Origin of the sequence: Paraburkholderia sp. RAU6.4a (genome assembly GCF_050435625.1) — a bacterium.
In the GTDB taxonomy this organism is placed as follows: domain Bacteria; phylum Pseudomonadota; class Gammaproteobacteria; order Burkholderiales; family Burkholderiaceae; genus Paraburkholderia; species Paraburkholderia tuberum.
Map to the genome: position 1 here is coordinate 935,275 of NZ_JBNDKQ010000003.1, position 25,921 is coordinate 961,195.

Below are 25,921 nucleotides of genomic sequence, written 5' to 3' on the forward strand. Positions count from 1 at the left end.
CTCCGTATGTCGACCAGAGTGACCGGGTCGAGATATTCACGGAGCGCGGCGGCGGGAACCGGCTGTCGCCATGGCGAAAAATCGCCTGCGGACAACAGCTTGCTGTCTCCATGAAATCGTTGATTTGTTGGCAGTCTAGGACCGGCCACCTGCCCGCTCAACAAAATCTGGAAATTGTGCATAGAATGCACATAGTTGATTTGATTGAGGTTTCAAGTGACCAAATACACGAACGTGCGAGGTCTGTCGCGCGGCTTGCAGGTGCTGCAGGCGCTCAACTCGATGGACAGCGGCCGCGCGACGAGCCAGCAGATCAGCGAGCTGACCGGCCTGCATCGCACCACCGCGCGGCGGCTGCTCGAAACGTTGATGGAGGAAGGCTTCGTGCGGCGCAGCGCGTCGGACGACAGCTTCCGGCTCACGCTGAAGGTGCGCGCGCTGAGCGAAGGCTTCACCGACGACGAACGTATCGCGACGATCGCGCCGCCGGTGATGGGGCGTCTGCTGCAACGCGTCGCGTGGCCGTCCGATCTGACCACGCCCGACGGCGACGCGATGATCGTCCGTGAGACCACACACCGCTTCAGTCCGCTATCGTTTCATCGCGCGATGGTCGGCCGCCGTTTGCCGATCCTGCTGACCGCGGCGGGTCGCGCGTACTTCGCGATGTGCCCCGATGAGGAGCGCGAGGACATTCTCAATCTGCTGCGCGCGGGCGCGGGCGGCGAGGAGCAGAAGGCGCTCGCGTCGAACGACGCGTTGATTCGCAGTCTCGTGCGACGCGTGCGCGCGGATGGGTTCGGCTCGAATCACGGCGACTGGGCGGATCAGGGGAAGATCGGCGCGGTTGCCGTCGCGATCGTGTTCGAGGAACGCGTGCTCGCGAGCTTGAACGTAGTGTTTCTGTCGCGCGCGGTGTCGCTCGCGGAAGCGAAGCGGCGCTATGTGCCCGAGTTGCAGACGGCCGCGCGGGAGATGGTCGAGGAACTCGCGGCGCAGACCCGCGCGAGGAGCGAAGCGGGCAAGACGCGTGCGGGACGCGAGCGCAAGTCGTGAGGTGGCTTTCGCAAGCCGTCCCGCAACTCAGAACCGCGTGCGAATGCCCGTCGTCAATTGCAACTGGTTCTTCGCGCCAAACGTCGTCGCGACGACGCAACCATTGTGAAGCTTCATCTTGTGCTCGAAGCGACCCCCGCGGTCAACCCGCTTTCAAGGCTTCACCTCATCGACGAACCGATTGGTAAACGTGCGCGACAGATCGATATGCCGCCCCTTCACCGCCGGATTGAAGCTCGACAGTACCTTCAGCACCGTCTGCGGACCGTCGGCTGGCATCTTGCCGTCGACGGTGTACATCGGCAGCGAGGCCTGCAATGCGCTGATATACAGCGCCCTGTCGTTGCCGATGTCTTCTTTTGGCATCTGCGCGGCGATTTGTTCCGCGTTGTGGGTGCGCATATAGCGCAGCGTCTTGACGAATGCGCGCGCGAGTTTCGCGGCTTCGTCGGCATGCGCGTCGAGCCACGTGCTTTGCACATAGAGGCTCGACGCCGGATACATGCCTCCGAGCGCGGCGCGCGTGCCATCGACATTGCGCATGTCGACGAGTACTTTGGCGTCGCCCGCTTTCAATAGTTGAGTAACGGTCGGCTCGGTCGTCATACCCGCGTGAATGCGTCCTTGCCGCATCGCCGCGATGAAACTGCTGTCCGCGCCGACCGGCAGCAGCGTGTATTGCGTGGACCGCACGCCCGCGCGCTGTGCGAGGTACTGCGTGAGAAAACTCGTCGAGGAACCGAGCCCCGTCACGCCGAGCGTTTTACCGCGCACGTCGGCCATGCTCCGGATCGAATCGGCCGATTTCGCCGCGACCAGTTGCACTTCGCCGGGCACCTGGCTGAACACGACGATCGTCTTCACTTCCTTGCCGCGTGTCTGCAGATCGATCGTGTGATCGTAGAAGCCGACCACGCCCTGCACCGCGCCCGCGAGCATTTCGTTTTCGCCGTCTATTCCAGTCGGCTGCGACAGCAGTTCGACGTCGAGCCCTTCGGCCTTGAAATAGCCGAGCCGTTCGGCAAGACGCGCCGGCAGATAGATGAGCTTGTTGGTACCGCCCACCATGATCGCGAGTTTCTCCGGCGCGGCGGCTTGCGCAGGCGTCGCGAGTCTCGCGAGCGCCCACAGCGCGAGCGACGCCGCGACGGCGGCATAGGCCGCGCGCGAGCAACGCGTCAAGGAAAGCGTCATTGGGGGTGTCTCCGTTATCTTGTGTCCGGGCGCCGCGCGGGTCGCCTGCCCGTGATTTTGAAGGTGCGAATCCTTCCCGATGCTTTTCACGGCTGTGCATGTTGCGCGAACCTCGGGTTTGTCCCGATCACTTCGGCGTTGCGCGCGGAAACGTCACGGCGATATGCACACCCTTGCCGCCCTCGCCCGCCTTCAGCGTGATCTCGCCGTGATGGGCGTCCGCGATTTCGCGCACGATCGCAAGACCGAGGCCCGTGCCCTCGGTATCCGTCGACGCACGAAAGAACGGCTCGAACACGCGGCTGCGCGATTCGGCCGGAATGCCGGGGCCGTTGTCGGTCACGCTGACCGTCACCGCATTGGCCGCGGTATCAGCGTTCACGGCGACCGTCACGTGACCACCGCTGCCCGTATAGCGAATCGCGTTCTCGGCGAGATTCGCGATCAGTGCCTGCAACAAGCCGCGATGTCCGAGCACCGGCGCCGCGCCGTGCAATTCCGCGCCCAGATCGATTTCACGTGCCTGCGCGAGCAGGCCGAGATCTTCGACGACCTCCATCGCGAGCGGCACCAGATCGACGCGTTCCATGGCGAGCTGCGAGTTGTCGGCGGCCTCGGCCTGCGCGAGCAAAAGCAGCTTGTTGGTGAGCCCGACCATCGAGCGGTTGCTGCGATGCATCGCGGCAAGCGCTTCGTCGAGCGCGGGATTGAGGCCTTCCTGCTGCCGCGCGAATTGCAGTTGCGTGCCGAGCAGCGTGAGCGGCGTGCGCAACTGATGCGCGGCGTCGGCGATAAAGCGCCGCTGCGCCGCCACCTGCACGCCGAGCCGCGCGATGCACTGATTGATCGCATCGACGATGGGCCGCAGTTCCGTATGCAGACGCTCGACGCGAATCGGTTCGAGCTGCATCGGATCGCGGTCGGCCACCTCGTCTTTCACCTTCATCAACGGCCGCAACTCGAACGTGAGCCCGATGCAAACGAGCGCCACCGCCAGCGCGATCATTTCGAGCTGGCGCACGAGTTGCGGCCGCCACAGCTGTTGCGTCATCGCATCGCGCGAGCGCACGGTCTTGCCGACCGTCACGCGCACGGGACGCGTCGCGCCGTTGTCGTACATGAGCCGCACGATGTCGACAGCGCGCACCTGCTGGCCGTGCAACTGCGTGTAGTACGAATCCGGCACGTCGGGCGCCCGCAGCGGACGCGGCGGGAAATCAGGCGTACCCGCGAGCAGCCGCCCATCGTCGACACGCACGCTATAGAACACCTGGTCGCGATACGGCGATGCGAAGATCTCGAGCGCGGCGGGCGGCACATCGACACGCAGAAAGCCGTCGCTCCATTCGACCTCGCCCGCGATCATCCGCGCCGACGCGACCAGCTGATTGTCCTGCACCAGATTCGCGGTGTGCCGCGCGTTGTCGTACTCGGTCTTGCCGGTCACGAACACATAAAGCGCGAGCGGGACGAGCAGCCACCACAGCAGGCGTACGCGTAGGCTATTGGCCATCGTTACTGGTCGTCTTCCCGCTTGCGCAGCAGATAGCCGAGCCCGCGCAGCGTGACGATCGCGGCCGAGCTGCCATCGAGCTTCTTGCGCAGACGCGAAATGTAGATCTCGACCGCATCCTCGCTCGGCTCGTCGGCGAGCGTGAAGATCGCATCGACGAGCGCCGGCTTCGTCACCGTCTTGCCGAGGCGCAGGATCAGCGCTTCGAGCACCGAACGCTCGCGCGGCGTCACGTTCAGCGGCGCGCCCTTCAGCGTGAACTGGCGCGTGTCGATGTCGAACGACAGATCGCCGCACACCACCTCGCCCGCTTTCGACGGCGACTGCCGCCGAATCGCCACCTTGATGCGCGCGATCAGCTCGCGCACTTCGAACGGCTTCACCAGATAGTCGTCGGCGCCGGCGCCGAGCAGCTCCACCTTCTCGTCGATCGAGCCGCTCGCGGTGAGGATCAGCACCGGCGTCGCGTCGCCACGCTGACGCAGCCGGCGCAGCACGTTCTTGCCCGACAGCTTCGGCAGGTTCAGGTCGAGCAGGATTACGTCGTAGTGATTGGTGCGCAGCAGGCGGTCGGCTTCATCGCCGTCCTGCACGGCGTCGAGCGCGAAGGCTTCCTGCTCCAGCATTTTCGCGAGCCAGTGCGCAAGCGTGGGGTTGTCTTCGATCAGCAGCAGCTTCATGGCGGCAACGGCAAAAGTCAGGTCGTCGATTGTGCCTTAAAACAAGAGGGCCGCGCGCATACCGTGTGGTTTGCCGCATACGTCCAGTGCCCGCCGCGAGCGCAGTGCCGATCCGCGCGCAATGTCGGCGCATTTTCGGCGCATTTTCGGCGCTTTTTCGGGTTAACACCCATGTTTTGCGCCAAACCCCGAAAGCTGCCAGAAGGTTTCGCGTTTCTATAATCGCCCCCATTGACCCAGAAAAGCGCCGCGCACCACGGGGTCGCGGCGACCCACCTAAGGAGACTGCTTCATGCGTACCTTGCGCCAGATTGCCGCTGTGTCAGGAGTTGCGTTCGCCCTTGCCGCCGCTTCGGCCGCCGCTCACGCCGAGAAGATCACGATCATGGTCGGCGGCGCCACCAAGATCATCTATCTGCCGGCCAAGCTCACCGAGCAGCTCGGTTACTTCAAGGACGAAGGCCTCGACGTCGAGATCCTGTCGCAGCCGGCCGGTGTCGATGCGGAGAACGAACTGCTCGCGGGCGCGGTGCAAGGCGTGGTCGGCTTCTACGATCATACGATCGACCTGCAGAGCAAGGGCAAGGAAGTGCAGGCGCTCGTCGTCTTCGGCCAGGTGCCGGGCGAAGTAGAGATGGTCTCGACGAAGGCGGCCGATTCGCTGAAGAGCATGGCCGACGTCAAAGGCAAGACGCTCGGCGTGACCGGCCTCGGTTCGTCGACCAGCTTCCTCACGCAGTACCTCGCGCAGCGCGCGGGCGTGCCGTCGACGCAATACACGATGTTGCCGGTCGGCGCGGACAACAGCTTCATCGCCGCCGTCAAGCAAGGCCGCATCGACGCCGGCATGACCACCGAGCCGACCGTCTCGCAACTGCTCAAGACCGGCGACGCGAAGGTGCTGGTCGACATGCGCAACGTGGACGGCACGCGCGCCGCGCTCGGCGGCACCTACCCCGCTTCGAGCTTCTACGTGCAGCGCGCGTGGGCCGAAGCGCACAAGGACGAGGCCGCGAAGCTCTCGCACGCGTTCGCGAAGACGCTGAACTACATCGCGACGCATAGCGCCGAGGACATCGCCGCACAGATGCCGAAAGACTACTACGGCAACAACAAGGACCTGTACGTGAACGCGCTGAAGGCGTCGCTGCCGATGTTCACGAAGGACGGCAAGATGCCCGCCGACGGCCCGGATACGGTGCTGAAGGTGCTGTCCGCATTCAATCCGTCGGTGAAGGGCAAGCATATCGATCTCGCCAAGACCTACACCAACGACTACGTGTCGGCGCCGGTCAAGACCGCGTCGAAGTAACGCTTCTTTCATCTTCACAGAACTGCGAGGCACCCGCCGATGAATCAACCTATGTCACGCGAGACGCCAGCGATCGAAATGCGCAACGTGTCGTGCCGTTTCATTTCCCCGGACGGCAAGGCCACGATCGCGCTGCGCGACTTCAGCATGTCGGTGGCACGCGGCGAATTCGTCGCGGTGGTCGGCCCGACCGGCTGCGGCAAGTCCACCACGCTCAGCATGATCACCGGCTTGCTGAAGCCGACCACCGGCGAAGTGCGCGTGATGGGCGCGCCGGTGGACGGCATCGATCCGCGCATCGGTTTCGTGTTTCAGGCCGATGCGGTGTTTCCCTGGCGCTCGGTGCTCGACAACGTCGCGGCGGGTCCGCTGTATCGCGGCCGCTCGAAATCGGCCGCTTACGATGAAGCAAACGAATGGCTGCGCCGCGTTGGCCTCGACAAGTTCGGCAAGCACTATCCGCATCAACTGTCCGGCGGCATGCGCAAGCGCGTCGCGCTTGCGCAGACCTTCATCAACAAGCCGGAAATCCTGCTGATGGACGAGCCGTTCTCGGCGCTCGACATGCAGACGCGCACATTGATGCAGGACGAGTTGCTGCAATTGTGGGGCGGCGCCGGCTCGGTCGTGTTCGTCACGCACGACCTCGAAGAAGCGATTGCGCTCGCCGACCGCGTGTTCGTGCTAACTGCCCGCCCCGCCACGCTGAAGAAAGTCTACGAAATCGATCTGCCGCGACCGCGCGTCACATCGGAGATCCGCTACGACTCACGCTTCATCGAAATTTCGCGCGATATCTGGCATGACCTGCGCGAAGAAGTGCAGATCGGTTAATCAAGGAACGGCAAACATGTCTACACCCTCTCAACAGATGATGCCCTCGGGCATCGACGCCGCGTCGCTCGCTCACGTCGAGCGTATTGCGCAGAAGAAGATCCGCCAGCGCCAGGTTCTGGTGATTTCGCTGCGCATTCTCCTGCTCGTGGTCGTGCTCGGCGGCTGGGAACTGTCCGCGCGCCTGAAGTGGATCGACCCTTTCTTCTTCTCGATGCCGACCGAGATCTTCGCTCAGATCGTCGACTGGTTCGTGAACGGTACCTCGCAAGGGCCGCTGCTCACGCAGGTGTGGGTCACGCTCGAGGAAACGGGGCTCGGCTTCATCATCGGTTCGATCGGGGGCATCTTCTGCGGCATCGTGCTCGGCCGCAACAAGCTGCTCTCCGACGTGTTCAGTCTCTACATCAAGATCGCCAACTCGATCCCGCGCGTCGTGCTCGGCTCGGTGTTCGTGATCGCGCTCGGGCTCGGCATGGCGTCGAAAGTCGCGCTCGCGGTCGTGATGGTGTTTTTCGTCGTGTTCGCCAACGCGTTCCAGGGCGTGCGCGAAGCGGATCGCTACATGATCGCGAATGCGCAGATTCTCGGCGCGTCGCGCCGTCAGGTGACGACCTCGGTCGTGATTCCGTCGGCGCTGAGCTGGATTCTCGCGAGCCTGCACGTGAGCTTCGGCTTTGCGCTGGTCGGCGCGGTGGTCGGCGAGTTTCTCGGCTCGAAGCAGGGCATCGGCTTGCTGATCTCCACCGCGCAGGGCGCGTTCAATGCGGCCGGCGTGTTCGCGGCGATGATCGTGCTGGCGGTGGTCGCGCTTGCCGCCGACTACCTGCTGACCGCGGTGGAGAGTCGATTGTTGAAGTGGCGGCCGAGTTCGGTTTAAGCCAGGGCAGCGCAGAGTCCACAAACAGTAGTTCGCTGCACCGATGCCGCTCAGTCTTCTGGACTGAGCGGCATTTTTATTTGCTAACGCACATCCTGTCTCCCGCCAGCAAACTGTTTTTCGCAATACGTTGGTCACCTCGCAACACTTCTTTCTTTCAATCCCCCACCAGAAGCCAACATCCGGCTGCCCAGCCGGTTCCATGCGCTATGGCACGCTCGATGCGTACCCCACCGCGCAAGTCAGGCGATTGCCAACATCGATCGCGGATCGAAGCGAGGTGAGTCATGTCGAGTGCACAGAGTCAACGCCGGTCAACCAACGGGTACGGCGGCCCGTTCATGCGCGCCGCGAATCGCCGCGATCGTCATCATTCGAGCGGATTCGTGCTGTTCGGCTTGCGCACCGCCGGTGTGATCGGCCGCGGACCGAAACGCCTCTGGCCGTATGTCCTGCCCTGGCTGTTCATCCTACTGACGATCGGTTCCATCTGCCTCGTCGTGCGCGGCGTGCTCACGCGTCAATTGCTGGTACCGCCGGTGGAGACACCGCAAACGTTGACCGAGCGCGGCTATACGGCGAACTTTCTCGCCGAGCGGATCATGTCGGCGATGAAGGAAATCGGCCAGGATGCCGAATCGATTCCGCACGACACGATGACCAGCAACGACGCGCAACAGGACATCCAGATTCCGGGTCAGGAAATGTCGTATGCGACGACGGTGCGCTTCATCAAAGGGGTGCTCCAACGCGACGATGTCGCCGTGCACATCGGCATCACGAAGACGAATGGCAGCACGGATTCATACGTCGCGCACGTGCAGATAGAACACGGACCGTTCAACGGCCGCGAAAGCACGGTGCCGTTCGAAGGGCGCGACCTCGAAAAGCTCGTGCGCGACATCGCAGTCACGGCGATGCGCCTCGCCGAACCTAACATCCTCGCCAGTCATCTGTTCACGCAGGTCCAAAAAAAGACCAAATGCTCGCTCGCGCAATGCGACTATCGCGAGATCGTCGGGATCTATGACGAAGTCCTCGCGTTGCCCTCATCCGAGCAAGCCCAATGGGCAGTCGCGGGTAAGGCGTGGTTGCTCGACAGTCAGCAGCGCTCGACAGAAGCCGAGCAGCAGATCCGTGAAGCATTGACCCAATACAAGCACTCGGCGGTGCTGCGCGCGAGTCTCGGCATTGCGCTCGAACAGCAGAACCGCATCGACGATGCGCTAAAGGAACTGCGGGCCGGCGCGAAGGAAAAGTCGCGCACCGCTGAAAACCTGCGACTGCTCGGCGACGTGCTGTTGCATTCGAAGAAGCACGATCGCGAAGCTCTCGCAGCGTTCAGGCAGGCTGCCAAGATGAACCCCGACTCCGTCGACACGCTGCACGACTGGGCCGAGGCGCTCGTCAAAACCGGCCACGACGACGAAGCAATCGACAAGCTGTCGCACGCCGTCGCGTTGCGTCCCGATCTCGCGCCGTCCTATGTGGAATGGGGCCACGCGCTGGAACACAAAGGCGCGCTGCGCGAGGCCGCGCGCAAGTATGCACAGGCATTGCAGCTCGACGCCGGCACGTTGTCGGCGCGCGAACGCGAGCTGGCGCTCTCGACGGACGCACCGCCCGACGAAGCCGACACCCGGACATCGAGGCCTGACCTGCGCGTCAAGCCCGTTTCGAATCCCATGACGTCGCACCCGCTTCGGGCATCGCTCGATACGGTAAGCGACGCCGTAGGACGGGCGATGCGAGCGGCCTGAGCCGCGCGCATTCGCCATTTGAGTTGGCAACACAGCCGAACAGGAGACAGTTCGATGGACAGCTTCGAAGATGCATTCAAAGCCTTGATCGGAAACGAAGGCGGGTACAGCTTCAATCCGGCCGATCCAGGCGGCGAAACGATGTGGGGTGTGACAGCGCGCGTCGCGCGCAGTGAGGGCTATAACGGCGCGATGAAAGACCTGCCGCTCGATACCGCCCATCAGATCGCCAAGCGCAGGTACTGGGACCCGTTGCATCTCGACGAACTCGATCCGCGCGTGGCTTTCCAGATTTTCGATGCGAACTACAACGGCGGCCTCGTCGTGCTGTGGATGCAGAAAGCGTCCGGCGCCAGGGAAGACGGCAAGTTCGGCCCCGACACGCTCGATGCAGTCAAGAACGCCGATCCGATGAAGTTCGTGATGCGCTTCGCCGCGTATCGTCTGCGGTACCTGCGGAACCTGCATTCGTGGCCGAGTTTCAGCCGCGGCTGGACCGAACGCATTGCAGCCAATCTTCTCCTGGGAGCAGCATGATGGACTGGTCTAAAGTAGCGAAGAATATCAACAGCACCGCCCCGCTTCTCGCCGGGCTCGTAGGGGGGCCGGTCGGCCTCGGCGTGACCGCTGCCGCCGCGATCATCTCGCACGCGCTCGGCACGCCGAGCGACCCGGCCTTCGTGGAACCCGCGTTGAACGACCCCGGCGCACTCGAAAAACTTCGCCAGGCCGAAAGCGCGAATTCGCTGCAATTGCAGCAGTTGATGGTGACGGCCGCGCAGTCGAGCCTCGCGCACGACGCCGACATGGCCCGCATCGCCACGAGCGACACCGCGAATGCACGCGCGATGGGTGTCGCCAATCGCGACTGGGTCCCGAAGGTGCTCGCGATGGCCGTCACCGCCGGCTTCTTCGGCATTTTGCTGCTGATGGCGTTCCAGCCTTTGCCGGGTACCAACAAGGATCTCGTCAACGTGATCGTCGGCGCGTTGGGAACCGCGTGGATCAGCATCATCGGCTATTACTTCGGCACGTCGGTCGGCTCGATGCGCAAGACCGAGCTGCTCGCGAAGCCGAGCGTGCCGATCACGGCCGATAGCGCGTTGACGTTGCGCGAACCGGCGTCGCAGTCGGGAGCGCAAGCACCGGCGGCGGCCGCGCCGTCCGGCGACCACTTCCCATCGTTCGCGCCGGGCGGGCAAGGTCCGATCTTCTCGGGCGGCAGTTGAGTCGATGCTATGTTAAGCGAATCATGCATGCGACGAAGTACATTGACCGTCGCGTGCATGTCCGCCTCAAAGCAGGGCTCTTTCGCCAGCGCGCGTTTTGCGCTAAGTTGGCAACGCGAAGTCCATCCCGTCCCGAGTGGAGCGATAAAAGATGAGTGACGTCGAGCAGAACGCGCAGAACGATCCGATCGAACACGTCATGCTACTGTTGATGGAGAATCACTCGTTCGACCAGATGCTCGGCTGCCTCGACGCCGTGCACGACAAACTGGACGGCGTGCGCAACGCGGCCGGCAAATCGAACGCCGACGGTCAAGGCCACACCTTCTATCCGCGTGAAACGCGCGAGCGGCAGATGAAGCACGATCCGAATCACGAGCACAAGGCCGTGATGGAACAGATCGCCGCCGACAACAGCGGTTTCGTGCGTACGTTCGTGAACGACTACCCGAAGAGCAGCCTCGCCGCGCGGCAAGACGTGATGGGCTATTACCCGCTCGGCTTTCTGCCCGCGCTGCACACGCTCGGTTCGCAATTCACCGTGTGCGACCGGTGGTTCTCGTCATTGCCGGGGCCGACGTGGCCCAACCGTTTTTTCGCGCTGACGGGTACGTCGAAAGGCGAGATCGGAATGCCTTCGGGACTCGACGGGCTCAATCCGCACTGGTACACCGAGCAGGATCAGGACACGATTTTCGATCGGCTGAACGCCGCGCGCAAAACGTGGAGCGTCTATTTCTACGACTTCCCCGCCTCGTTGCTGCTGAAGAACCAGCGACGCGCGGAAAACCTTGCGAATTACCGCTCTTTCGATCAATTCTTCGAGGACGCAGCGGGACCCGCCAGTCAGTTTCCGCAATTCGTACTGATCGAGCCGAAGTACTTCGGCGAAGCGCAGAACGACGATCATCCGCCGCACAACATCATGAAGGCAGAGAAGCTGATCGGGGATACCTACAATGCGCTGCGCTCGAATCAGGCGCTGTGGGAGCGCACGTTACTGGTGGTCCTCTACGATGAGCACGGCGGTTTCTACGACCACGTATCGCCGCCGGCCGACGTGCTCGCGCCCGACGACCACACCGCGAGCTTCGATTTCAAACGACTCGGCGTGCGTGTTCCCGCCATCCTGGTGTCACCGTGGTGCGAAGCCGGCGTGTGCAACGAACGATTCGATCATTGCAGCCTGCTGAAGTACCTGTGCGACAAGTGGCAAATGCCACCGCTCGGCAAGCGCACCGAGGCGTCCGCGAACCTCGGTGTGGCGATTCGCCGTGGCGGCGGCGCGCGCACCGATACGCCGCCGTTTATTCGCGTGCCCAATCAATCGCTGATTGCGCAGCACGTCGAACTGGAGCGCAAATCGTCGAATGGCAATCAGCATGGCCTGCATCACTTCGCCGACTATCTGCACGCGGAACTGGACCGGCTCGCCGCCGAGGCGGTCGAGGCGGCCGCGCAACTGGCGCGCACCGGCAACGCATGGGTGCGCTTCAAGAGCGCGTTGGGCTCGCTGATGATGAGTCTCGGCCAGTGGCTCAGCAAGGACTTCTACGACGCACGCGACCAACGCGATGCACGCACGAGCCAGGCGTTCACGCGCTTGCGGCAATCGGTCCGTGAGACGACGCCGGGCATCGCGCGAGACGATGCGGAAGAAACGGCCTCGCCCGTCAGTCCGGTCCCGGAGAAATAGCACGCCGCAAAGCGGTGGTAGTGCGGAACGTCGGCGGATGCCAGAGTTCGTGAAATCGGGGACCTTGGATTTCTTCGACTATTTCAATAGTCTTGACGCAGTGGCCGGTTGGCAGTGCCCGGTTGGCAGTGACGGTATCAGTGAAGCGGACGGTGAATCGTGCCACAGAAACCGGGAATTTCGGTTCGGGACCGCCGCAGCGCAGCGCTGCCTGCCATTCAGAGGGAGCTCCACGCGAGCGTTGCGGCGATGCAGTGGATCGTCAACGCCTACCTGCTCTTTCTCGGGTCCTTTGTGCTGGTGGGCGGATCGATGGGCGACAAGCTGCCAGACCGGGCGGTTGCTGGAGCCGGACGCGCAAGCCGCGGCGGCAGCCGGCGATGCTCATACGCCGCCGCAGACACCCGTGGCGAAGGCGGAAGCCGACGCCATCACTGACGCGCTGCGCGCAGTCGCGCTGGTGTCCGGCGCGTGCGCGTTCGCAGGAGCGGGTCTCGCGGTGGCGACCATCCAGCCCGCAAGTGATGTGCTTGGCGTCGCCGGACGCGCCTGCTTTCGGCATCCGTACTTCGATCTCCGCTGAAACGTACCGCCTTCAGGCAGGCAACGATTATGCGCGGCCCGCTGACGGATCGCCGTGTACACGTTTGCTGCCAATCGCGCCGCAACCATGTGCGGGGACTGAGCCGTGGACAAGGTGCGGAACCCTTCTTGAAAATTCCGTGAAGCAATGAGGGGGTGGTCGAGCGTCCTGACGAATGCTCTGCGCATTCTTTCGGTATCGCCAAATCCGGTCTCTCTGGCGATTACTGCAAGTGAGAGTTCTCCGGTATCGACGAGGCTGCGAGCGGCATCGACCCGCAGGATGAGCAAGATCGACCAGGTTTTGTACGTCAGCAAGAGCATACGTCGTCGGGCGTTCGCGACGGCGGAAGATAGCCGCCCGCGCCCGTGCCGAGCACACCCCGGCGTCGACCGTCAGGTCGGCCGGCAGCGCAACCTTCAACATCGACATCGTCTGAACGCCGTCTCCATTACGAAATGCGGTGCCTGGAGCGCGAGGGGTGTGCGCTACTCGAATGCAACGAGGGCTTGCGGCGAAGGTGGCAGCGGCATCACCGTTACGTTGGAAAAGCCGGCTTCGCGGCCCATTTGCTCGAGTTCGCGCGCGGTGTACGCGTCGCCTTGCGGCGTGGACGCAAGCATCATAAAGGAAAACGCGGCGGCGAACGGCGGCGACACGCGATCCTCGTCGGGAACAAATTCCACCGCGAGCGCTCGCCCTGCGGGACTGAGGCTCCTGCGGACTTTCGAGAGTAATTCCACGCAGGTTGGCGGATCGAAGTGGTGCAGGAAGTTCGTGACCAGCGCCAGATCGAAATTCGTACCCCAATCGACTTCGAACGCACTGCCGGCGACCGTGCGGTAACGCGAACTGACACCGGCCGCTGCGGCGTTCTCCGTCGCGACCTCGAGAACCGGTTGCCAGTCGGTCGCCACGATTTCCGCGCCGGGAATCGCTTCGGCGATCGCGATTCCGAACAGCCCATGCCCGGCTGCAATGTCCAGCACGCGCTTCGGTGCCTGAGGCCGCGCACTCACGTGTTGCGCGATGCTCTGTGCGGTTTGTGTCACGAACGGTGCCATCGCACGCGCAAACTTCACCCAGACGGGATGCTCGGGCTCGATGTTGCCCAGCCCCACGGCTCCTCCGTTGCGAACGAACGCGGCGGGGTCGTCCAGCCACAGTGCCGTCATTTCAGGAGCCGCCAGGAAATCCACGATGCTCCCCATCCAGGCCGGCGAGGAAGTCGTCAGGAATGCGGTGGTCGACGGCGTCAATCGGTACTGTCCCGTTTCCTTCTGCAGAAACCCGTGCACGGTCAGAAAGTCGCAGAGTATGCGCACACCGCGCTCGGCGGCCTTTACCCGCTCGGCTATACGCTTAACGTCGCCGTGCTCGTCCGCTATCGCGGTGAACAGATCGAGCTCGACGGCGGCTTTCACCGCGGCAGTCTTCTGATAGGCTATCGCGGCATCGACGAAGGCCTGCGGAGAGATGTCGTCCATGGTCGGTAGCCTATCGTGAGATACCCTGCAAACAGATGTTTGAATCGAGTCTTTCTTGGCGGGTTTTCAACGCGTTTGTGCAGCATGGGGCTTCTGATAAGCCTAGTCGAATAATGGCTGCGTGTCGAACCTCTGATTGGAGCGGGGCGAGCGGCCACTCCGCAGGCCTGCTCGCATTCAGCGGAATCCCGAATTCGCGGCGCTGGCGCACTCCGTGAGTCTCGGCCGGAACCCGAATTTCTGGGTTCGGCCATAAGTCGACGTTTGACAGCCGCCGCAATCCGACATCCAAATGACCAGTCCCACCCTGGTACCGGCCAGCCATCCAAGTATCCAGGCGAATCGATGCATCAGTACCGGAACAAGCGCTATCAAAGTGCGACCTCGAGAGGCGCCCTTTGAGGGATTGCACCGTTGACATTGGGCTAGCGCGGGATCAATACACTGGGCACTGGGCGTTCGCCCGGGGGGCGCCACGAGTGGGTCAGTTAAACTCCTCCCCTGATGCCAAAGGGACGCTGAAGCAATGAATTTAGTGCGTGCAACGAATGGCCAGAGAGCCGCCTATGAAGCTTGATCCCGTTTCTCTCAGCTTTTTCATCGCTGTGGTCGAAGAAGGAAGCATCGCAGCCGCCGCGGAACGAGAGCACATCGCCGCGCCGGCCGTGAGTAAGCGCATCAGCGCGCTCGAAGAAACACTGCGAACCACTTTGTTGACGCGCCATCATAAAGGCGTCGAGCCAACTGCTGCTGGGTATGTCTTGCTGAATCTTGCACGTCGCGCCGTCAACTACCTCGACGACATTCACAGCGAGATGCTGGATTTCGCCTCCGGTACGCGGGGGCAGGTGCGAGTTTTTTCAAATATCTCGGCGATAACCCAGTTCCTGCCCGATGACCTCGGGACCTTTCTTGCCGACCATCCGGCAGTCGAGATCCGGCTCGAGGAACGCAACAGCCTTGTCACGCTGCGTTCAGTCGCTGAGAACGCCGCAGACGTCGGAATCTTCACTGTCGAGCCTCACGCAGAGAGCGTCGAGACTCTGCCCTATGAGGAAGACGAGTTGGCCGTGGTGGTGCGGCGCGACCATCCGCTGGCAGGCAGAAGACATACCCGGTTCGAGGAGACTCTCTCGTGGGATTTCGTAGGGCTTCGTACTGGGAGTGCGATCAACACTCAGCTCACCCAGATCGCCAATCGGCTCCAAAAGGAGTTCAGGCTCCGGATACAGGTCACCGGCTACGATGCTCTTTGCTTGATGGTTTCGTCAGGCCTTGGCATTGCGGTTGCTCCTCGCAACCTCACCAAACTTTTCGTCAAACGCTTAGGAATTACCGAAGTGCCCCTCGAGGAGCCTTGGGCACGTCGTCGCCTCGGCATCGCGATTCGCAACCGCGAAGCCCTCTCGCCAGCGGCTGAGAGCCTTGTAGTGCACCTTCAGGCTCGCGCGGCCGCGCGCCGTGAGGCGTGAGGCAGCCATAACGGTTCGTTACGGCTGGCTAGCGAAAGACTAATTCACGGACCAGCCCGCCTTCTCCATTATTTGACCCAACGGCACCGCAACGGCGCCGGTTAGATCTGGAGACACGAAGATGAGCAAGGCGCAATACGAAATCGCCCTCCTGCCGGGCGACGGTATCGGTCCTGAAGTGGTTGACGCTGCGGTTGGCGTCCTGAAGGCGGCGGCTGGGAACGAAGGCGTCGAGCTGAAATACACGACCTACGAAGCAGGCGCAAACCTCTACCAGCGCACTGGCGAATCAATGGCCGAAGCTGACGCGGTTGCCGTCGGCGAGGCAGACGCTGTTCTCCTGGGCGCGATGGGTCTGCCGACTGTTCGCAAGGATGACGGTACCGAAATTGCGCCTCAAATCGATCTGCGCGAACGCTATGGCCTGTTCGCGAGCTTGCGTCCCTGCGAGCTGTTCCCCGGCGTGCCGACGCGTGTAAAGGCCGAGAAAGTAAACATGCTCGTCATCCGTGAGACGACGGAAGGTCTGTTCGCTGGTCGTCACGACAAGCAGGAATCCAGCAATGAAGCTGTCAGCGATCGCCTGACGATCACCCGCGCTACCAGCGAAAAACTCTTTGAACTGGCGTTCGAGCAAGCCAGGCAGCGTCGCGAGACACATGGCACGCCCGGTCACGTCACGCTGCTGGACAAGTCGAACGTGCTGCGCAGCAACGCCTTTCTGCGCAAGGTGTTCGATGAAGTCGCGGAACGTCACCCCGACATCGGCACTGCCCGGATTTACATCGACGCCGGTTCGATGATGTTTGTCACCAACCCGGAACGCTATGACGTGGTGGTGACTGAGAACGTTTTCGGCGATATCACCTCGGAAATCGCAGCCGGTGTGGTGGGTGGTCTCGGCGTCGCACCCTCGGGCGACGTGAGCCTGAAGCACGGCATCTTCCAGCCGAGCCACGGCAGCGCGCCGGACATCGCCGGCAAGGGCGTAGCCAACCCGGTTGCAACGATCTTGTCCGCTGCGATGATGCTCGAATGGATCGCCCGACAGAATGACGATCCGCGTTGCGAAAAGGTTGCTGCGGCGATTCGCCAGGCGACTGCCAAGGTGTTGCAAGACGGTCCGCGCACCCCGGACATCGGCGGCAACGGCAACACGGAAAGCGTCACGAAGGCAATCATCTCCGTGCTTAGCCACTAAGGAGCACGGAAATGGCGAAGATAGCGATTGTAGGCAGCGGAGCAATGGGCTCCGTATACGCTGGTCTGATGGTGAGCGCCGGCCACGAAGTACATGCGATCTGTCTGTGGCCCGATCACGTGGCCGCGATGCAAAAGAAAGGACTGCGTGTTGAAGGTGCCAGCGGCGACCGCACGGTGCCGATTCACGCCAGCACGACAACCGATGGTATTGGCGAGTGCGATCTCGTCATCATCGCGACGAAGGCGTTCGACGTTGAGGCTGCCGCTCGTGCCTCGGAACAACTCCTCGGTCCGAAGACAGTTGTTCAAACCATTCAGAACGGTTTGGGCTCTGCCGAAAAGGCTGCGACGATCCTCGGAGAGAACCGGATCGCGATAGGCGTTGTAGGAGGCTTTGGAGCATCGATTCGCGCACCCGGTCATGCACACCACAACGGCATGGAAATGATTCGCTTCGGCGCTTATCGTGGTCTGTCGCGTGATGACCTCGAAGCGTCTGCTGAAATCTGGCGCTCGTCGGGCTTCAAGGTTGCGATCTTCGGCGATCTTGATCAGATGGTTTGGGAAAAGCTGATCATGAACGTCGCGTTCTCGGGCACCACGTGTGCAACGGGAATGACCATCGGCGAAGTAATGGCGAACCCCAGTGCCTGGAGTGTAGCAAAGGGCGCGGCGGAAGAAGCGATTGCGGTGGCGAAAGCCGCTGGCATCCGCCTCGATGTGGGCGATCCGATCGAGCACATTCGCAAGCTTGGAAGCAAGATTCCCAATGCTCGCCCCTCGATGCTGCTCGACTATAACCTCGGCCGTCGCGGCGAAGTCGAAGCGATCAACGGATCAATTTCTCGCGAAGGCAGGAAGTACGGCGTGCCGACTCCTGTCAATGACACGGTAGTCGCGATCATCAAGGCGCGCGAAGCCAACTTCACCAAGTAATGAGATCCACCCACCCGGCAACGGGTGGGTGTCGTTCTTCCTCCGACAGTGACAGGTGCATCGCACCGATACTAAACAAGCGAAATGGAGACAATCATGAGCCGCCAAGGCAAATAGCGAATCAGTCGCGTGCAGGAACAGCTCCTTGGAAACGAGAACGCAAAAAAAGATTCCGGGCCTGCGCAGTTGAACTGAGCCGTTCCTATCGAGCCGAACTTACCCGGACATACGGTTTTGGACGCTGCGTTAAAACAACGCCGCGACACCTACCCTTTACCAGAGACATAAGGGGCAGCATATGCAAATCAATAAGGCATTGGAAGGTGGCGTAGCAATACGCGATGCCGAAACAGCGCTAATGTTGAAGGTCAAACTTCGCGTTATTCCGCTCATCATCATCTGCTATCTGTTCGCATGGTTTGATCGAATCAACATCAGCTTTGCGAAATTTCATCTGCAGAAGGAGCTTGCGCTGAGCGATACTGCCTACGGCCTGGGTGCTGCCCTGTTCGTAGTGGGGTACGTTGCCTGCGAAGTTCCGAGCAATCTGTTTCTCTTTCGTGTCGGACCGCGCAAATGGATCGCGCGCATCATGATCTCGTGGGGCATCGCCACGGCGTGCATGGTCTTCGTTCGGAGCGAGACGCAGTTCTACATTGCTCGCTTTATCATCGGCGCGATGGAGGCGGGTTTCGCACCAGGCGTCCTCTATTACCTTTCGACCTGGTTTCCTGCGAAGCATCGCGGCCGCGTCAGTGGGCTGCTTTTTCTCGCCCTGGCGTTCTCCGGCGTCCTCGGTGCGCCTTTGTCGGGCTTCATCCTCTCGCACTTCGACGGCTTCATGGGTATGGCCGCATGGCATTGGATCTTTCTGATCGGTGGCTTGCCCTGCGTGCTGCTGGGGTTCGTGGTGCTCTTCCGCTTTGACGATCGTGTCGAAGATGCCAAATGGCTCAATGACGACGAGAAGATTCTTTTGCGGTCCAAACTCGATGCCGACGCGAAGAAGGCCGAAAGCCACTCGTTTCTCGGTGCGTTGAAGTCGAAGGCCTTCCTGATTCTGGCGCTGGCGTACTTCCTCGTTCAGATCGCGTCCTACGGAATGAACTTCTGGATGCCACAGCTCATTCGCTCGTCGGGAATTAAAGACCCCTCTACCATCGGTCTACTCACAGCCCTCCCGTACTTGTTTGGTGGCATCGGGATGCTCACGATGGGCAAGCTGGGCGATCGTTCTGGGAATCGTCGAATGGTTTTCGCAGGTTGCATGCTGCTCACCGCCTTAGGCTTTCTTGGCGCGGGCATCTTCGCGAAGAACCCGGTTGCGCTGGTCGTCGCCCTGATTGTTCTCGGTACGGGCATGCTGACCACGATTCCGGCGTTCTGGACACTCCCGCCTAAGGTTGTGACCGGTGTGGGTGCTGCGGGCGGTATCGCACTGATCAATTCGATCGGGCAATTGGGCGGCATCGTCAGCCCTGTGATGGTCGGCCGTATTAGCGATTTGACCGGAAGCACAACTCCTGCGCTCTACACGATCGTCGCATTGTGCGTGCTTTGCGCAGCGATCGCTATCTGGGCCTTCCCGGCTCAACTTCGAGCCAAGGACGTCTAAGCCAACTCGGAACGACAGCCTTGCCGTTAGGGCGGGGCTTCCTTTTCCCCGAGCTATTCGTCCACTGTGTAACAGAGCACGCCCACGTTGAAGGAATGGAACAGATGCGTTTCGATCCCGCTGCCGCCGCGGCCCACTTGGAATGGTCGTGGCAGACCGGGCTGGGGCTTGGAGACTTGCCGCCCGGATCAAGACCCAGTTCGCTGAGTGGCGGCTACGCCGCACAGGCGCTTTTTGTCGAGCGTATCGGCGAGCCAGTGATTGGATGGAAAATCGCGGGTGCCTCGCCGCGCGGACTGCGCGGCGAGTTAATCAACGCTCCTGCCACCGGGTGCTTGGTCCAATCGCGAGTCCACCTTCGGGCAGCATCCTCAATTTTCGCGTCGATAGTCGTGCGACGCTTGAAACCGAGGTTGCTTTTCGCTTCGGTCGCACGGTTTCTCCTGCAAAAGAGGCGTTCGATACGTCAATGCTTGATCGTGCTTTTGTTGCCATCGAGGTCGTGTGTAGCCGATACATCGACAGGAAAGCAGTCGCACAGCCTAGCTTCGTTGCCGATAACCTTGGATTCCACGCACTAATCTGCGGCGAGCAAATCCCCTTTGCAGATGATTGTTCCTTTGATGAGGATGCGGGCATCTGGCGCAACGGTGAGCGTATCGCATCAACGCTTAATGGCGATGATCGAACTCGGCCGTTTGAATCCCTTGCGTTCCTTTGGAAGGAGTTCGCGCGCCAAGGTCGGACGCTGGAAAGAGGAGCGATCGTGACAACCGGCACCCTGAGTGCACCGGTAGACTGCACGAGCAGCGCAAATCTGACAGCACGGTTTGCGGACGCCACCGTCGGTGTGGCGCTGAGATTTTCGTCGGATAACGCTCAAGATGACGACGGCAACGTTCGCAACAAAGGTGTACTGAAGTCAAGAGTCAATGTTGAGCATTACGACTGGCTCAATGGTGCATCGCCGTTCCCGCAGTCCGAATTCTAGTGGTAAGCCTTTGCGATCAGCCGCCACGGCGCTTGCTTGATAACTGGGTCAATTCCTTCCGGGGCGCGGGAGAAGCTAGTCGGAATGCAGGCGTGCCAAGTGGCTCAATCGCCTCTGATACCGGCCGTAGAATTCCACTTATCGTGACCGTCTGCAAAGGGTGGCGGATTCAACCGGTGGATGCAATAGTTTGCTGGAATCGTTAGACGCCCGTCCGCTCATCCTCTGATCCTGTGCGAGGATCGACCCGTCTGATGTCCGGCGGCAGGAGCGGCGGCATAAGCCGTGCCATTGCCGCCGCGCAAGCCGGTATAACATGCGAATAGCGCAGAATAGGATCGTGAGCATCTTCAACCGCGCGTGAGAGGAAGTGGCGCCCGATTTCGGTCGTTATGGCCTACGCGTTAGCGACAACCTTGTTGCAGAGAGCCAAATGAAGAAAGCAAAGACGAAACTTACCCGCCATGATGCTGAGCGCCTTTTCGAGGGTCTGCCTAATGGGAACGTGAAAGTATCGAGCCGGCCAGAGAACCCATTCGATGCAGGGGTGTTCGACGAGGTCGAGCGCGTCGACGACGAAGCCAAACTCTGGAAAGACAACCTCATTACTCTTCCGATGGCGATCGAGTTGCCTGCTGCCTACGAGTCGGTATCTCGCATGCGCGAGTCGATGGCGAGGGCATGGCGGGCGAAGTGGGTAAGGGAAGGTAAAAACGAGGTTGTCACTGAGTTTCCTGAAGGTTGGACAGCCGTTCGCCCGGAAAGCGGACCCGTAGAGTTGCGAGATCCGTCCGGCGTGGTCCGCGCCATATACGGGTGGGCCGAGGATGCTGAGCTCAGGATTCTGCCGCGGTATCTGGTTGAGTCACAGACGAACAGTTCAAGCGGACTGGGCAGCTTGCTCGTCCGTGATCGCGTGAACGGTCGAGTACTTGAGAGGTCGTCGATCTGGTCGGCTCAAACTGGTACCAACCATCCCGATTGGGCCAGGTTGTCAGAGTGGCTCAACTTACACTATCCACAACATCGCGACCCGCTTCGGTACTGGGAAGATTGCGAGGAAAATCTCCAACGCTGAGCTACTTTTTGAGGACTCTGTTCCCGCGTCTGCTGCACCCAGGGTGACGGGGGCGAAAGGAGGGCTCACGGCTTGATTGAGCTTCCGAGCTCGGCCACATTGTCGTGACTCGGCGTTGGCTTCGCGCGTATGCCATCGGCACCATGCCGAACTGGACGCTAACGAAATCCGGCAATTGATTGTCAAGCTGATCCGAAAGGGCGCGATCCTGGACGCTAACCACAGATGCGCACGCGGTTCGGCTTACACCCGCTGCCTCATCCAGCATGCAATGCTCATGCGGTCGCGCGTGGCGGGCAGCACCTCGTGTTCAAACTCCGCCGAGAGAAACAAGAGCAGCGTTCCGGCGCGCGGAAAGACGTCGTGATAAGACTGATCGGCAAGGTATAGCCGCAGTGCGCCGCCCTCGGCGTCCTGCCACGCTTCGTTGAGGTAGAACACAGCGGAAATCACGCGGCTGTCACTGTTACGCAGGCAGTCGAGGTGGCGTGCGTATCCGGCACCTGGCGGATATACCGCGTAGTGTGATTCGCTATCGACCAGACCGAGAAACAGGTCGCGGTTGAGCGCGTTCCGTAGCGCGTCGATGCGATCGGCGAACGCCTGCTGCCGCGTGCTCAGCGCGTCGGGTTGGAACCAGTGCGTGCTATCGCCGCGCAAAAGTGTGGCAGCGCGATTGGCCCCCACACGGGCTGGTGTCAGCAGCTGCGCGTCGTGCATGGCCATGCATTCGGTCGATAAGGCCTGCGTCTGGCTCTGTGACAAAAAGTTCGACACGACACACCAGCCGTCGACGGCGAGCGCGCGTGTCGCGATGTCGAATTCGCTGGATCGGGAATTCGACGCGACATCGATTGCCTCGTCCGGCGCGGCGTCGTCGATCAGGCAATCAACCAGCAATTCGATTTCCGCTTCAATCAGGGGGTGTTCCAGAAATGCATCCGTTTTATTTGTTCTTCCGCTGGCGGCTCGATCGAGTACTCGCTCGGGTCTGCTACCAGCTGGTCAAAACCATCAAGCGTTGTCGGGGGCGCGTCGAACGCGGGCATTGACACACGCCGGACCCAGGAGGAAGAGCCGGGTCGAGGTGGTCGATCTGTTGGGACAACCGCGCAGTCTACACGAGTGGGACGAAGGCTGAACGAGCGACCACGAAAGACCCTGGATTACGAAACATCGGCTGAACGATTCGATCGAACTATTGCATCGACCGGTTGAATCCGCCAGGTTGACGCTAGCGGCCAAACTTCTTTAGCCAGCTCACTGGAAGCCCGTGCTTTCTGGGAATCTCCGCGTTTCGTTTCGAGGTTTGCCGCAGTCCGGTTCGACCGCGTCTGACATTCATACCTTTCAGGCGGCTGGTTGCGGCTTCAACCAACGTCGTTCGCACCTGCACGCGGGTCGCTTCGTCAAAGATAGAACTCGCGATCTCGTCGATCGCTAGTGCAATGAGCGCATCGCGCTTTTCCGGCTGTAGTTGCAGCCAGGGGCCCCACGGATCGATTGGAATCGGCCTTCCGCCAAGAACTAGCGAACCACCTGCGTCATCGGCCACACCCCCGAGAAGGCGCCCTACAAGTACCGGCAACGGAAAATGCCACCATGGCCAGCTCGTCGTGGGTGACAGCATGAAAGCCGTCAAAGTGCCGTTCTGCTTCCCCATCCCGATGATCTGTCCGCTAGCGTTGATATCGAACACAACCTCCAGATGCCATCCGGGATCCGAAATCAGCTTGTCCAGAAGCGTCGTCGTTCCGTTTTGATAGAGAAAAGCTCCAAAATGAAAGCCGTTGTTTAACGACGGATCGTCAAACACGCAACTGCCGACCACATCACCACTGTTGTTGATTGCCGTTGCAGTACCCTCGGTTGCTCCAGCGGGCAGCGGGATAGGCTGAAAGACCGGCGTCGCCTGCCGTGTGTCGCACGTTCCCGGAACGGCCTTGTATGTGGGCGGCGTGCCGGCTGCTCCGCAGGCTACCCCGGCGTCGTTAATGCCGTACGCGCTTTCCATCGCATCCAGCATCTTTGTGGTGCCGCTCGCGACGCTATGTACTCCCGGCTTCCCGGAATCACTAAAGCCAACTGCTTCTCCCTGGTTGTTTATCACGGCAAGATTAAGCGCCGGAACAGTGGCAACGAGACGGTTTGCGGGCACGCTGAACAGGAAACCCTCTCCGTTAGTGCCGCCGCCGCAAACGAGCCCCTGATCGTTGACATCGGCCGCCCATGAGATCGGCCCGACCAGGTTCGAGAGGTCAGTCACATTCCCGGCGTCGACGATGATGGCGGACTCGGTTGCGTAGTTGTCCGTTGTCATGCTGCCCACAGCGATAAGGCCGTCGTTGATACCCCAGAGGGTCGTGTGATTCGGAGGCGCAAGGGTAGAGGTAAGCCAGCCGTTTAGCCATTGCGCGCCAACCGGCCGCGATTGCCCCTCGTCGTTCACAAATGTGGTTCCGGCTGCCTGACCATCATTACCCAATGAGTATGCTTCCGCGCTCACGGGGGCGTCAGGATCAGGTCCCAATATTGGCAACAAGGAATACATAGCGTCCTCCATCGCCCGAGAACCGGGCATCATTCGCCTGTTTCAGGAAGGCACGGCGAAGTGCCGCAATGAAATGCATACTGAGACCGAATGTCCTCGGTGATGTCGCGACCGACGTTAGGCATCCGTGCGAGGCCGTTTCGGAGAAACAGCCCGACGAGGCGCAATCAACGGTTCTGCTCAAAGACGACGGGTGGGGTAACCGACTCATTTACATGGAGGCGGAATATATCCGGACGTGCGTAGTGCCCTACGACATCGAAGTCGTATTTTCCCCTCGCGAGGTCAGCGAGATCCAGTTCATGAACAAGCAGGGCGTCTTCATCGAACACGGGCCCGGCAAGCACCTCTCCGAGTGGTCCCACTATGCAACTGCCGCCACGCATGAGGACGGTATCCGGATTGTTGCCCTGGACGGCAGCATAGTTGTCCGGCGCATCGCGGCGCCGTAAATGCTGACACGCAGAGAGCACAAAACAGCGGCCTTCCATCGCAATGTGCTGCATTGAAGCAACCCAGGTGGGCCGACTGTCCGCTGTCGGCGCGCAATAAATCTGTATTCGCTTCGCGTACATGGCCATGCGCAAAAGCGGCATGTAGTTTTCCCAACAGATCACCGCACCCAGCCGACCGAAAGGCGTATCGAATACGGGAAGCGTCGACCCGTCGCCAAACCCCCAGATCAACCGCTCGGCCGCTGTGGGCATCAGCTTTCGATGTTTTCCCAGCAGTATTCCATCGGGCGCCAGGAAGATGACAGTACAGTAGAGCGTACCGCCGTCGCGCTCAATCACACCGACGATCAGGTATTGCCTCAGGTCGCCTGCGATCTGCGCGATTCGATTTGTCCACACAGATGGCACCTCGATCGCGCTGTCAAAGTACCGGCGATAGTCCTCTCTGCCTTCAGGCGTCCTCTCGCCGACGGGAGCGCCGAAATGCAGTCCCTTGGGATAGGCGGATACGAAGGCTTCCGGGAACACAATCAATTGCGAATCGAGTTTCGACGCCGCGACTACGTCCCGTTCGAGCTTGGCCAGCGTTCGTTCGACATCGAACATGGCCGATCCCGTTTGCATGACCGCTGCACGCAGAACTTGCTCCATTCTGACCTCCGGTTCGAAGGCGTTAGTTCACTTTATTAAAGGGCGAGAATTGGTGCGCGCATAGATTTTTTGGCCATCGTTCAGATCTCACATCGTTGAACGCCCGTCAGCCCGTCACTACGCCCTTTTCAGCGGATGACAAAGGCAGGTGGATTGATTCGCCGAGTCGGGCAACTGCGCCGGAGGACCCAGACACGTCGGAATGTGGGCAGAGAAAAGTCGTGATCGTGATGTGGCGGCAATTTCAGTTTAGACGCGGCGCTACTCCCTGCTATATGCCATTCGCCATATGCACAGACGGCTCGCGGAAGCCTTTCGACGCTGGATTTGCCTGTGTAGTGGGGCACGCTTGTCTCATCCGCGCCCTTGAATACGGAAAAACAGACGGTGCCGTTCACGCCCGCTTCGCGCGACCTTCAATTGAACTGGCGCTCTCGGCCATGTTCAGCCGGTCGCCCGCTCACTCGGCCAGACATTCGAAAGTCGCTTTCATGCTGAAAGCTGCCGCTCGCTTTGCTCCGTGACCCGGAAGAGGCTTGCCGTTGAACCTCCGACTATGGGTTGTATGCGCTTCCGTCGACAACAGTTAGTCCAGGCGGCTTGGCGAGTATTCGCATCGCTGCTGCAGCGAGCGTCTTCGATGACCTGCATGAGTGCCTCGCAGGAGAACGGCTTGTGCAGATAGACATCGAAGAGCCGGGCAATGTCTCGCTGACTGACAGCATCTCCCGTCATTGAAACGAGG

22 protein-coding genes and 1 pseudogene are annotated in these 25,921 nt (G+C 61.1%); 16 read left to right on the forward strand and 7 right to left on the reverse strand.

The features are described from left to right. Nucleotides 1-216 precede the first annotated feature (216 nt). Nucleotides 217-1,056, forward strand: a complete 840-nt coding sequence (locus tag OKW40_RS28830; protein ID WP_429492967.1) for a DNA-binding transcriptional regulator — start codon at nucleotides 217-219, stop codon at nucleotides 1,054-1,056. A gap of 153 nt (nucleotides 1,057-1,209) precedes the next feature. Here the strand turns inward: OKW40_RS28830 and OKW40_RS28835 are convergent, their stop codons facing one another. The 3 genes from OKW40_RS28835 to OKW40_RS28845 all read right to left on the reverse strand — a co-directional run bounded on the left by OKW40_RS28835 (nucleotide 1,210) and on the right by OKW40_RS28845 (nucleotide 4,443). Next, complete coding sequence (locus OKW40_RS28835; RefSeq protein WP_429492969.1) at nucleotides 1,210-2,250, reverse strand: ABC transporter substrate-binding protein; 1,041 nt, start codon at nucleotides 2,248-2,250, stop codon at nucleotides 1,210-1,212. Nucleotides 2,251-2,377: 127 nt separating this feature from the next. Then, nucleotides 2,378-3,763 (reverse strand): sensor histidine kinase, encoded by a 1,386-nt coding sequence (locus tag OKW40_RS28840; protein WP_429492971.1) that lies wholly within the window; start codon nucleotides 3,761-3,763, stop codon nucleotides 2,378-2,380. Between the two features lie 2 nt (nucleotides 3,764-3,765). After that, entirely contained in the window at nucleotides 3,766-4,443 is a 678-nt protein-coding gene (locus OKW40_RS28845; protein ID WP_018423692.1) for a response regulator, read from the reverse strand. A 292-nt stretch (nucleotides 4,444-4,735) separates the two neighbouring features. Between OKW40_RS28845 and OKW40_RS28850 the strand changes: the two genes are divergently transcribed. The 9 genes and pseudogenes from OKW40_RS28850 (at nucleotide 4,736) to OKW40_RS28890 (ending at nucleotide 12,737) form a co-directional block, all read left to right on the forward strand. Beyond that, the gene (locus OKW40_RS28850; RefSeq protein WP_018423693.1) at nucleotides 4,736-5,755 is read left to right on the forward strand and encodes an ABC transporter substrate-binding protein; all 1,020 of its coding nucleotides are present in this window, start codon (nucleotides 4,736-4,738) and stop codon (nucleotides 5,753-5,755) included. 39 nt (nucleotides 5,756-5,794) lie between these two features. Then, on the forward strand, nucleotides 5,795-6,589 hold the full coding sequence (locus OKW40_RS28855) for an ABC transporter ATP-binding protein (RefSeq protein WP_184024643.1): 795 nt from the start codon (nucleotides 5,795-5,797) through the stop codon (nucleotides 6,587-6,589). A 16-nt stretch (nucleotides 6,590-6,605) separates the two neighbouring features. Continuing rightward, entirely contained in the window at nucleotides 6,606-7,469 is an 864-nt protein-coding gene (locus OKW40_RS28860; protein WP_184061632.1) for an ABC transporter permease, read from the forward strand. Between the two features lie 287 nt (nucleotides 7,470-7,756). Continuing rightward, nucleotides 7,757-9,229: a tetratricopeptide repeat protein gene (locus tag OKW40_RS28865; RefSeq protein WP_429492974.1), complete on the forward strand. Its 1,473-nt coding sequence runs from the start codon at nucleotides 7,757-7,759 to the stop codon at nucleotides 9,227-9,229. A gap of 54 nt (nucleotides 9,230-9,283) precedes the next feature. Continuing rightward, nucleotides 9,284-9,766 carry a glycoside hydrolase family 108 protein gene (locus OKW40_RS28870; protein ID WP_429492976.1) on the forward strand — a complete coding sequence of 161 codons (483 nt, stop codon included), beginning with the start codon at nucleotides 9,284-9,286 and terminating at the stop codon, nucleotides 9,764-9,766. Beyond that, the gene (locus tag OKW40_RS28875; RefSeq protein ID WP_429492978.1) at nucleotides 9,766-10,458 is read left to right on the forward strand and encodes a hypothetical protein; all 693 of its coding nucleotides are present in this window, start codon (nucleotides 9,766-9,768) and stop codon (nucleotides 10,456-10,458) included. The genes OKW40_RS28870 and OKW40_RS28875 overlap by 1 nt, the downstream gene beginning before the upstream one ends. Before the next feature lie 151 nt (nucleotides 10,459-10,609). After that, nucleotides 10,610-12,154, forward strand: a complete 1,545-nt coding sequence (locus tag OKW40_RS28880; protein ID WP_429492980.1) for an alkaline phosphatase family protein — start codon at nucleotides 10,610-10,612, stop codon at nucleotides 12,152-12,154. 198 nt (nucleotides 12,155-12,352) lie between these two features. Next, nucleotides 12,353-12,514: pseudogene (locus OKW40_RS28885) on the forward strand (MFS transporter); the annotation flags it as partial. Beyond that, nucleotides 12,495-12,737 carry a hypothetical protein gene (locus tag OKW40_RS28890; RefSeq protein WP_429494017.1) on the forward strand — a complete coding sequence of 81 codons (243 nt, stop codon included), beginning with the start codon at nucleotides 12,495-12,497 and terminating at the stop codon, nucleotides 12,735-12,737. The pseudogene OKW40_RS28885 and the gene OKW40_RS28890, both read left to right, overlap by 20 nt. Nucleotides 12,738-13,225: 488 nt before the next feature. Here OKW40_RS28890 and OKW40_RS28895 read toward each other — a convergent pair whose 3' ends face one another. Beyond that, entirely contained in the window at nucleotides 13,226-14,224 is a 999-nt protein-coding gene (locus OKW40_RS28895; RefSeq protein WP_184061629.1) for a class I SAM-dependent methyltransferase, read from the reverse strand. A 566-nt stretch (nucleotides 14,225-14,790) separates the two neighbouring features. Here OKW40_RS28895 and OKW40_RS28900 point away from each other — a divergent pair. The 6 genes from OKW40_RS28900 (at nucleotide 14,791) to OKW40_RS28925 (ending at nucleotide 21,519) form a co-directional block, all read left to right on the forward strand. Further along, nucleotides 14,791-15,696 carry a LysR family transcriptional regulator gene (locus OKW40_RS28900; protein ID WP_429492982.1) on the forward strand — a complete coding sequence of 302 codons (906 nt, stop codon included), beginning with the start codon at nucleotides 14,791-14,793 and terminating at the stop codon, nucleotides 15,694-15,696. 121 nt (nucleotides 15,697-15,817) lie between these two features. Beyond that, nucleotides 15,818-16,897, forward strand: a complete 1,080-nt coding sequence (locus tag OKW40_RS28905; protein WP_429404235.1) for an isocitrate/isopropylmalate dehydrogenase family protein — start codon at nucleotides 15,818-15,820, stop codon at nucleotides 16,895-16,897. An 11-nt stretch (nucleotides 16,898-16,908) separates the two neighbouring features. After that, nucleotides 16,909-17,835 carry a ketopantoate reductase family protein gene (locus tag OKW40_RS28910; RefSeq protein ID WP_184061626.1) on the forward strand — a complete coding sequence of 309 codons (927 nt, stop codon included), beginning with the start codon at nucleotides 16,909-16,911 and terminating at the stop codon, nucleotides 17,833-17,835. 298 nt (nucleotides 17,836-18,133) lie between these two features. Continuing rightward, on the forward strand, nucleotides 18,134-19,450 hold the full coding sequence (locus OKW40_RS28915) for an MFS transporter (RefSeq protein ID WP_429492984.1): 1,317 nt from the start codon (nucleotides 18,134-18,136) through the stop codon (nucleotides 19,448-19,450). 265 nt (nucleotides 19,451-19,715) lie between these two features. Beyond that, entirely contained in the window at nucleotides 19,716-20,441 is a 726-nt protein-coding gene (locus OKW40_RS28920) for a hypothetical protein (protein WP_429492986.1), read from the forward strand. Nucleotides 20,442-20,874: 433 nt separating this feature from the next. Further along, entirely contained in the window at nucleotides 20,875-21,519 is a 645-nt protein-coding gene (locus OKW40_RS28925; RefSeq protein WP_429492988.1) for a hypothetical protein, read from the forward strand. A 243-nt stretch (nucleotides 21,520-21,762) separates the two neighbouring features. Here the strand turns inward: OKW40_RS28925 and OKW40_RS28930 are convergent, their stop codons facing one another. The 3 genes from OKW40_RS28930 to OKW40_RS28940 form a co-directional block, all read right to left on the reverse strand. Next, complete coding sequence (locus OKW40_RS28930; RefSeq protein WP_090810248.1) at nucleotides 21,763-22,245, reverse strand: 2OG-Fe(II) oxygenase; 483 nt, start codon at nucleotides 22,243-22,245, stop codon at nucleotides 21,763-21,765. Nucleotides 22,246-22,753: 508 nt separating this feature from the next. Continuing rightward, the gene (locus tag OKW40_RS28935) at nucleotides 22,754-24,070 is read right to left on the reverse strand and encodes a hypothetical protein (RefSeq protein ID WP_429492989.1); all 1,317 of its coding nucleotides are present in this window, start codon (nucleotides 24,068-24,070) and stop codon (nucleotides 22,754-22,756) included. Nucleotides 24,071-24,237: 167 nt separating this feature from the next. Next, nucleotides 24,238-25,176 carry a nitrilase-related carbon-nitrogen hydrolase gene (locus OKW40_RS28940; protein ID WP_184061622.1) on the reverse strand — a complete coding sequence of 313 codons (939 nt, stop codon included), beginning with the start codon at nucleotides 25,174-25,176 and terminating at the stop codon, nucleotides 24,238-24,240. Nucleotides 25,177-25,921: the final 745 nt, after the last annotated feature.

What these genes read in the sequence shown, in the direction of transcription:
- OKW40_RS28860 (WP_184061632.1), top strand. Translation starts at nt 6,606, where the DNA reads ATGTCTACACCCTCTCAACAGATGATGCCCTCGGGCATCGACGCCGCG.
- OKW40_RS28850 (WP_018423693.1), top strand. Translation starts at nt 4,736, where the DNA reads ATGCGTACCTTGCGCCAGATTGCCGCTGTGTCAGGAGTTGCGTTCGCC.
- OKW40_RS28875 (WP_429492978.1), top strand. Translation starts at nt 9,766, where the DNA reads ATGGACTGGTCTAAAGTAGCGAAGAATATCAACAGCACCGCCCCGCTT.
- OKW40_RS28930 (WP_090810248.1), bottom strand. Translation starts at nt 22,245, where the DNA reads ATGGCCATGCACGACGCGCAGCTGCTGACACCAGCCCGTGTGGGGGCC.
- OKW40_RS28915 (WP_429492984.1), top strand. Translation starts at nt 18,134, where the DNA reads ATGCAAATCAATAAGGCATTGGAAGGTGGCGTAGCAATACGCGATGCC.
- OKW40_RS28940 (WP_184061622.1), bottom strand. Translation starts at nt 25,176, where the DNA reads ATGGAGCAAGTTCTGCGTGCAGCGGTCATGCAAACGGGATCGGCCATG.
- OKW40_RS28845 (WP_018423692.1), bottom strand. Translation starts at nt 4,443, where the DNA reads ATGAAGCTGCTGCTGATCGAAGACAACCCCACGCTTGCGCACTGGCTC.
- OKW40_RS28920 (WP_429492986.1), top strand. Translation starts at nt 19,716, where the DNA reads ATGGAAAATCGCGGGTGCCTCGCCGCGCGGACTGCGCGGCGAGTTAAT.
- OKW40_RS28870 (WP_429492976.1), top strand. Translation starts at nt 9,284, where the DNA reads ATGGACAGCTTCGAAGATGCATTCAAAGCCTTGATCGGAAACGAAGGC.
- OKW40_RS28900 (WP_429492982.1), top strand. Translation starts at nt 14,791, where the DNA reads ATGAAGCTTGATCCCGTTTCTCTCAGCTTTTTCATCGCTGTGGTCGAA.
- OKW40_RS28910 (WP_184061626.1), top strand. Translation starts at nt 16,909, where the DNA reads ATGGCGAAGATAGCGATTGTAGGCAGCGGAGCAATGGGCTCCGTATAC.
- OKW40_RS28925 (WP_429492988.1), top strand. Translation starts at nt 20,875, where the DNA reads ATGAAGAAAGCAAAGACGAAACTTACCCGCCATGATGCTGAGCGCCTT.
- OKW40_RS28865 (WP_429492974.1), top strand. Translation starts at nt 7,757, where the DNA reads ATGTCGAGTGCACAGAGTCAACGCCGGTCAACCAACGGGTACGGCGGC.
- OKW40_RS28880 (WP_429492980.1), top strand. Translation starts at nt 10,610, where the DNA reads ATGAGTGACGTCGAGCAGAACGCGCAGAACGATCCGATCGAACACGTC.
- OKW40_RS28905 (WP_429404235.1), top strand. Translation starts at nt 15,818, where the DNA reads ATGAGCAAGGCGCAATACGAAATCGCCCTCCTGCCGGGCGACGGTATC.
- OKW40_RS28895 (WP_184061629.1), bottom strand. Translation starts at nt 14,224, where the DNA reads ATGGACGACATCTCTCCGCAGGCCTTCGTCGATGCCGCGATAGCCTAT.
- OKW40_RS28935 (WP_429492989.1), bottom strand. Translation starts at nt 24,070, where the DNA reads ATGTATTCCTTGTTGCCAATATTGGGACCTGATCCTGACGCCCCCGTG.
- OKW40_RS28835 (WP_429492969.1), bottom strand. Translation starts at nt 2,250, where the DNA reads ATGACGCTTTCCTTGACGCGTTGCTCGCGCGCGGCCTATGCCGCCGTC.
- OKW40_RS28840 (WP_429492971.1), bottom strand. Translation starts at nt 3,763, where the DNA reads ATGGCCAATAGCCTACGCGTACGCCTGCTGTGGTGGCTGCTCGTCCCG.
- OKW40_RS28855 (WP_184024643.1), top strand. Translation starts at nt 5,795, where the DNA reads ATGAATCAACCTATGTCACGCGAGACGCCAGCGATCGAAATGCGCAAC.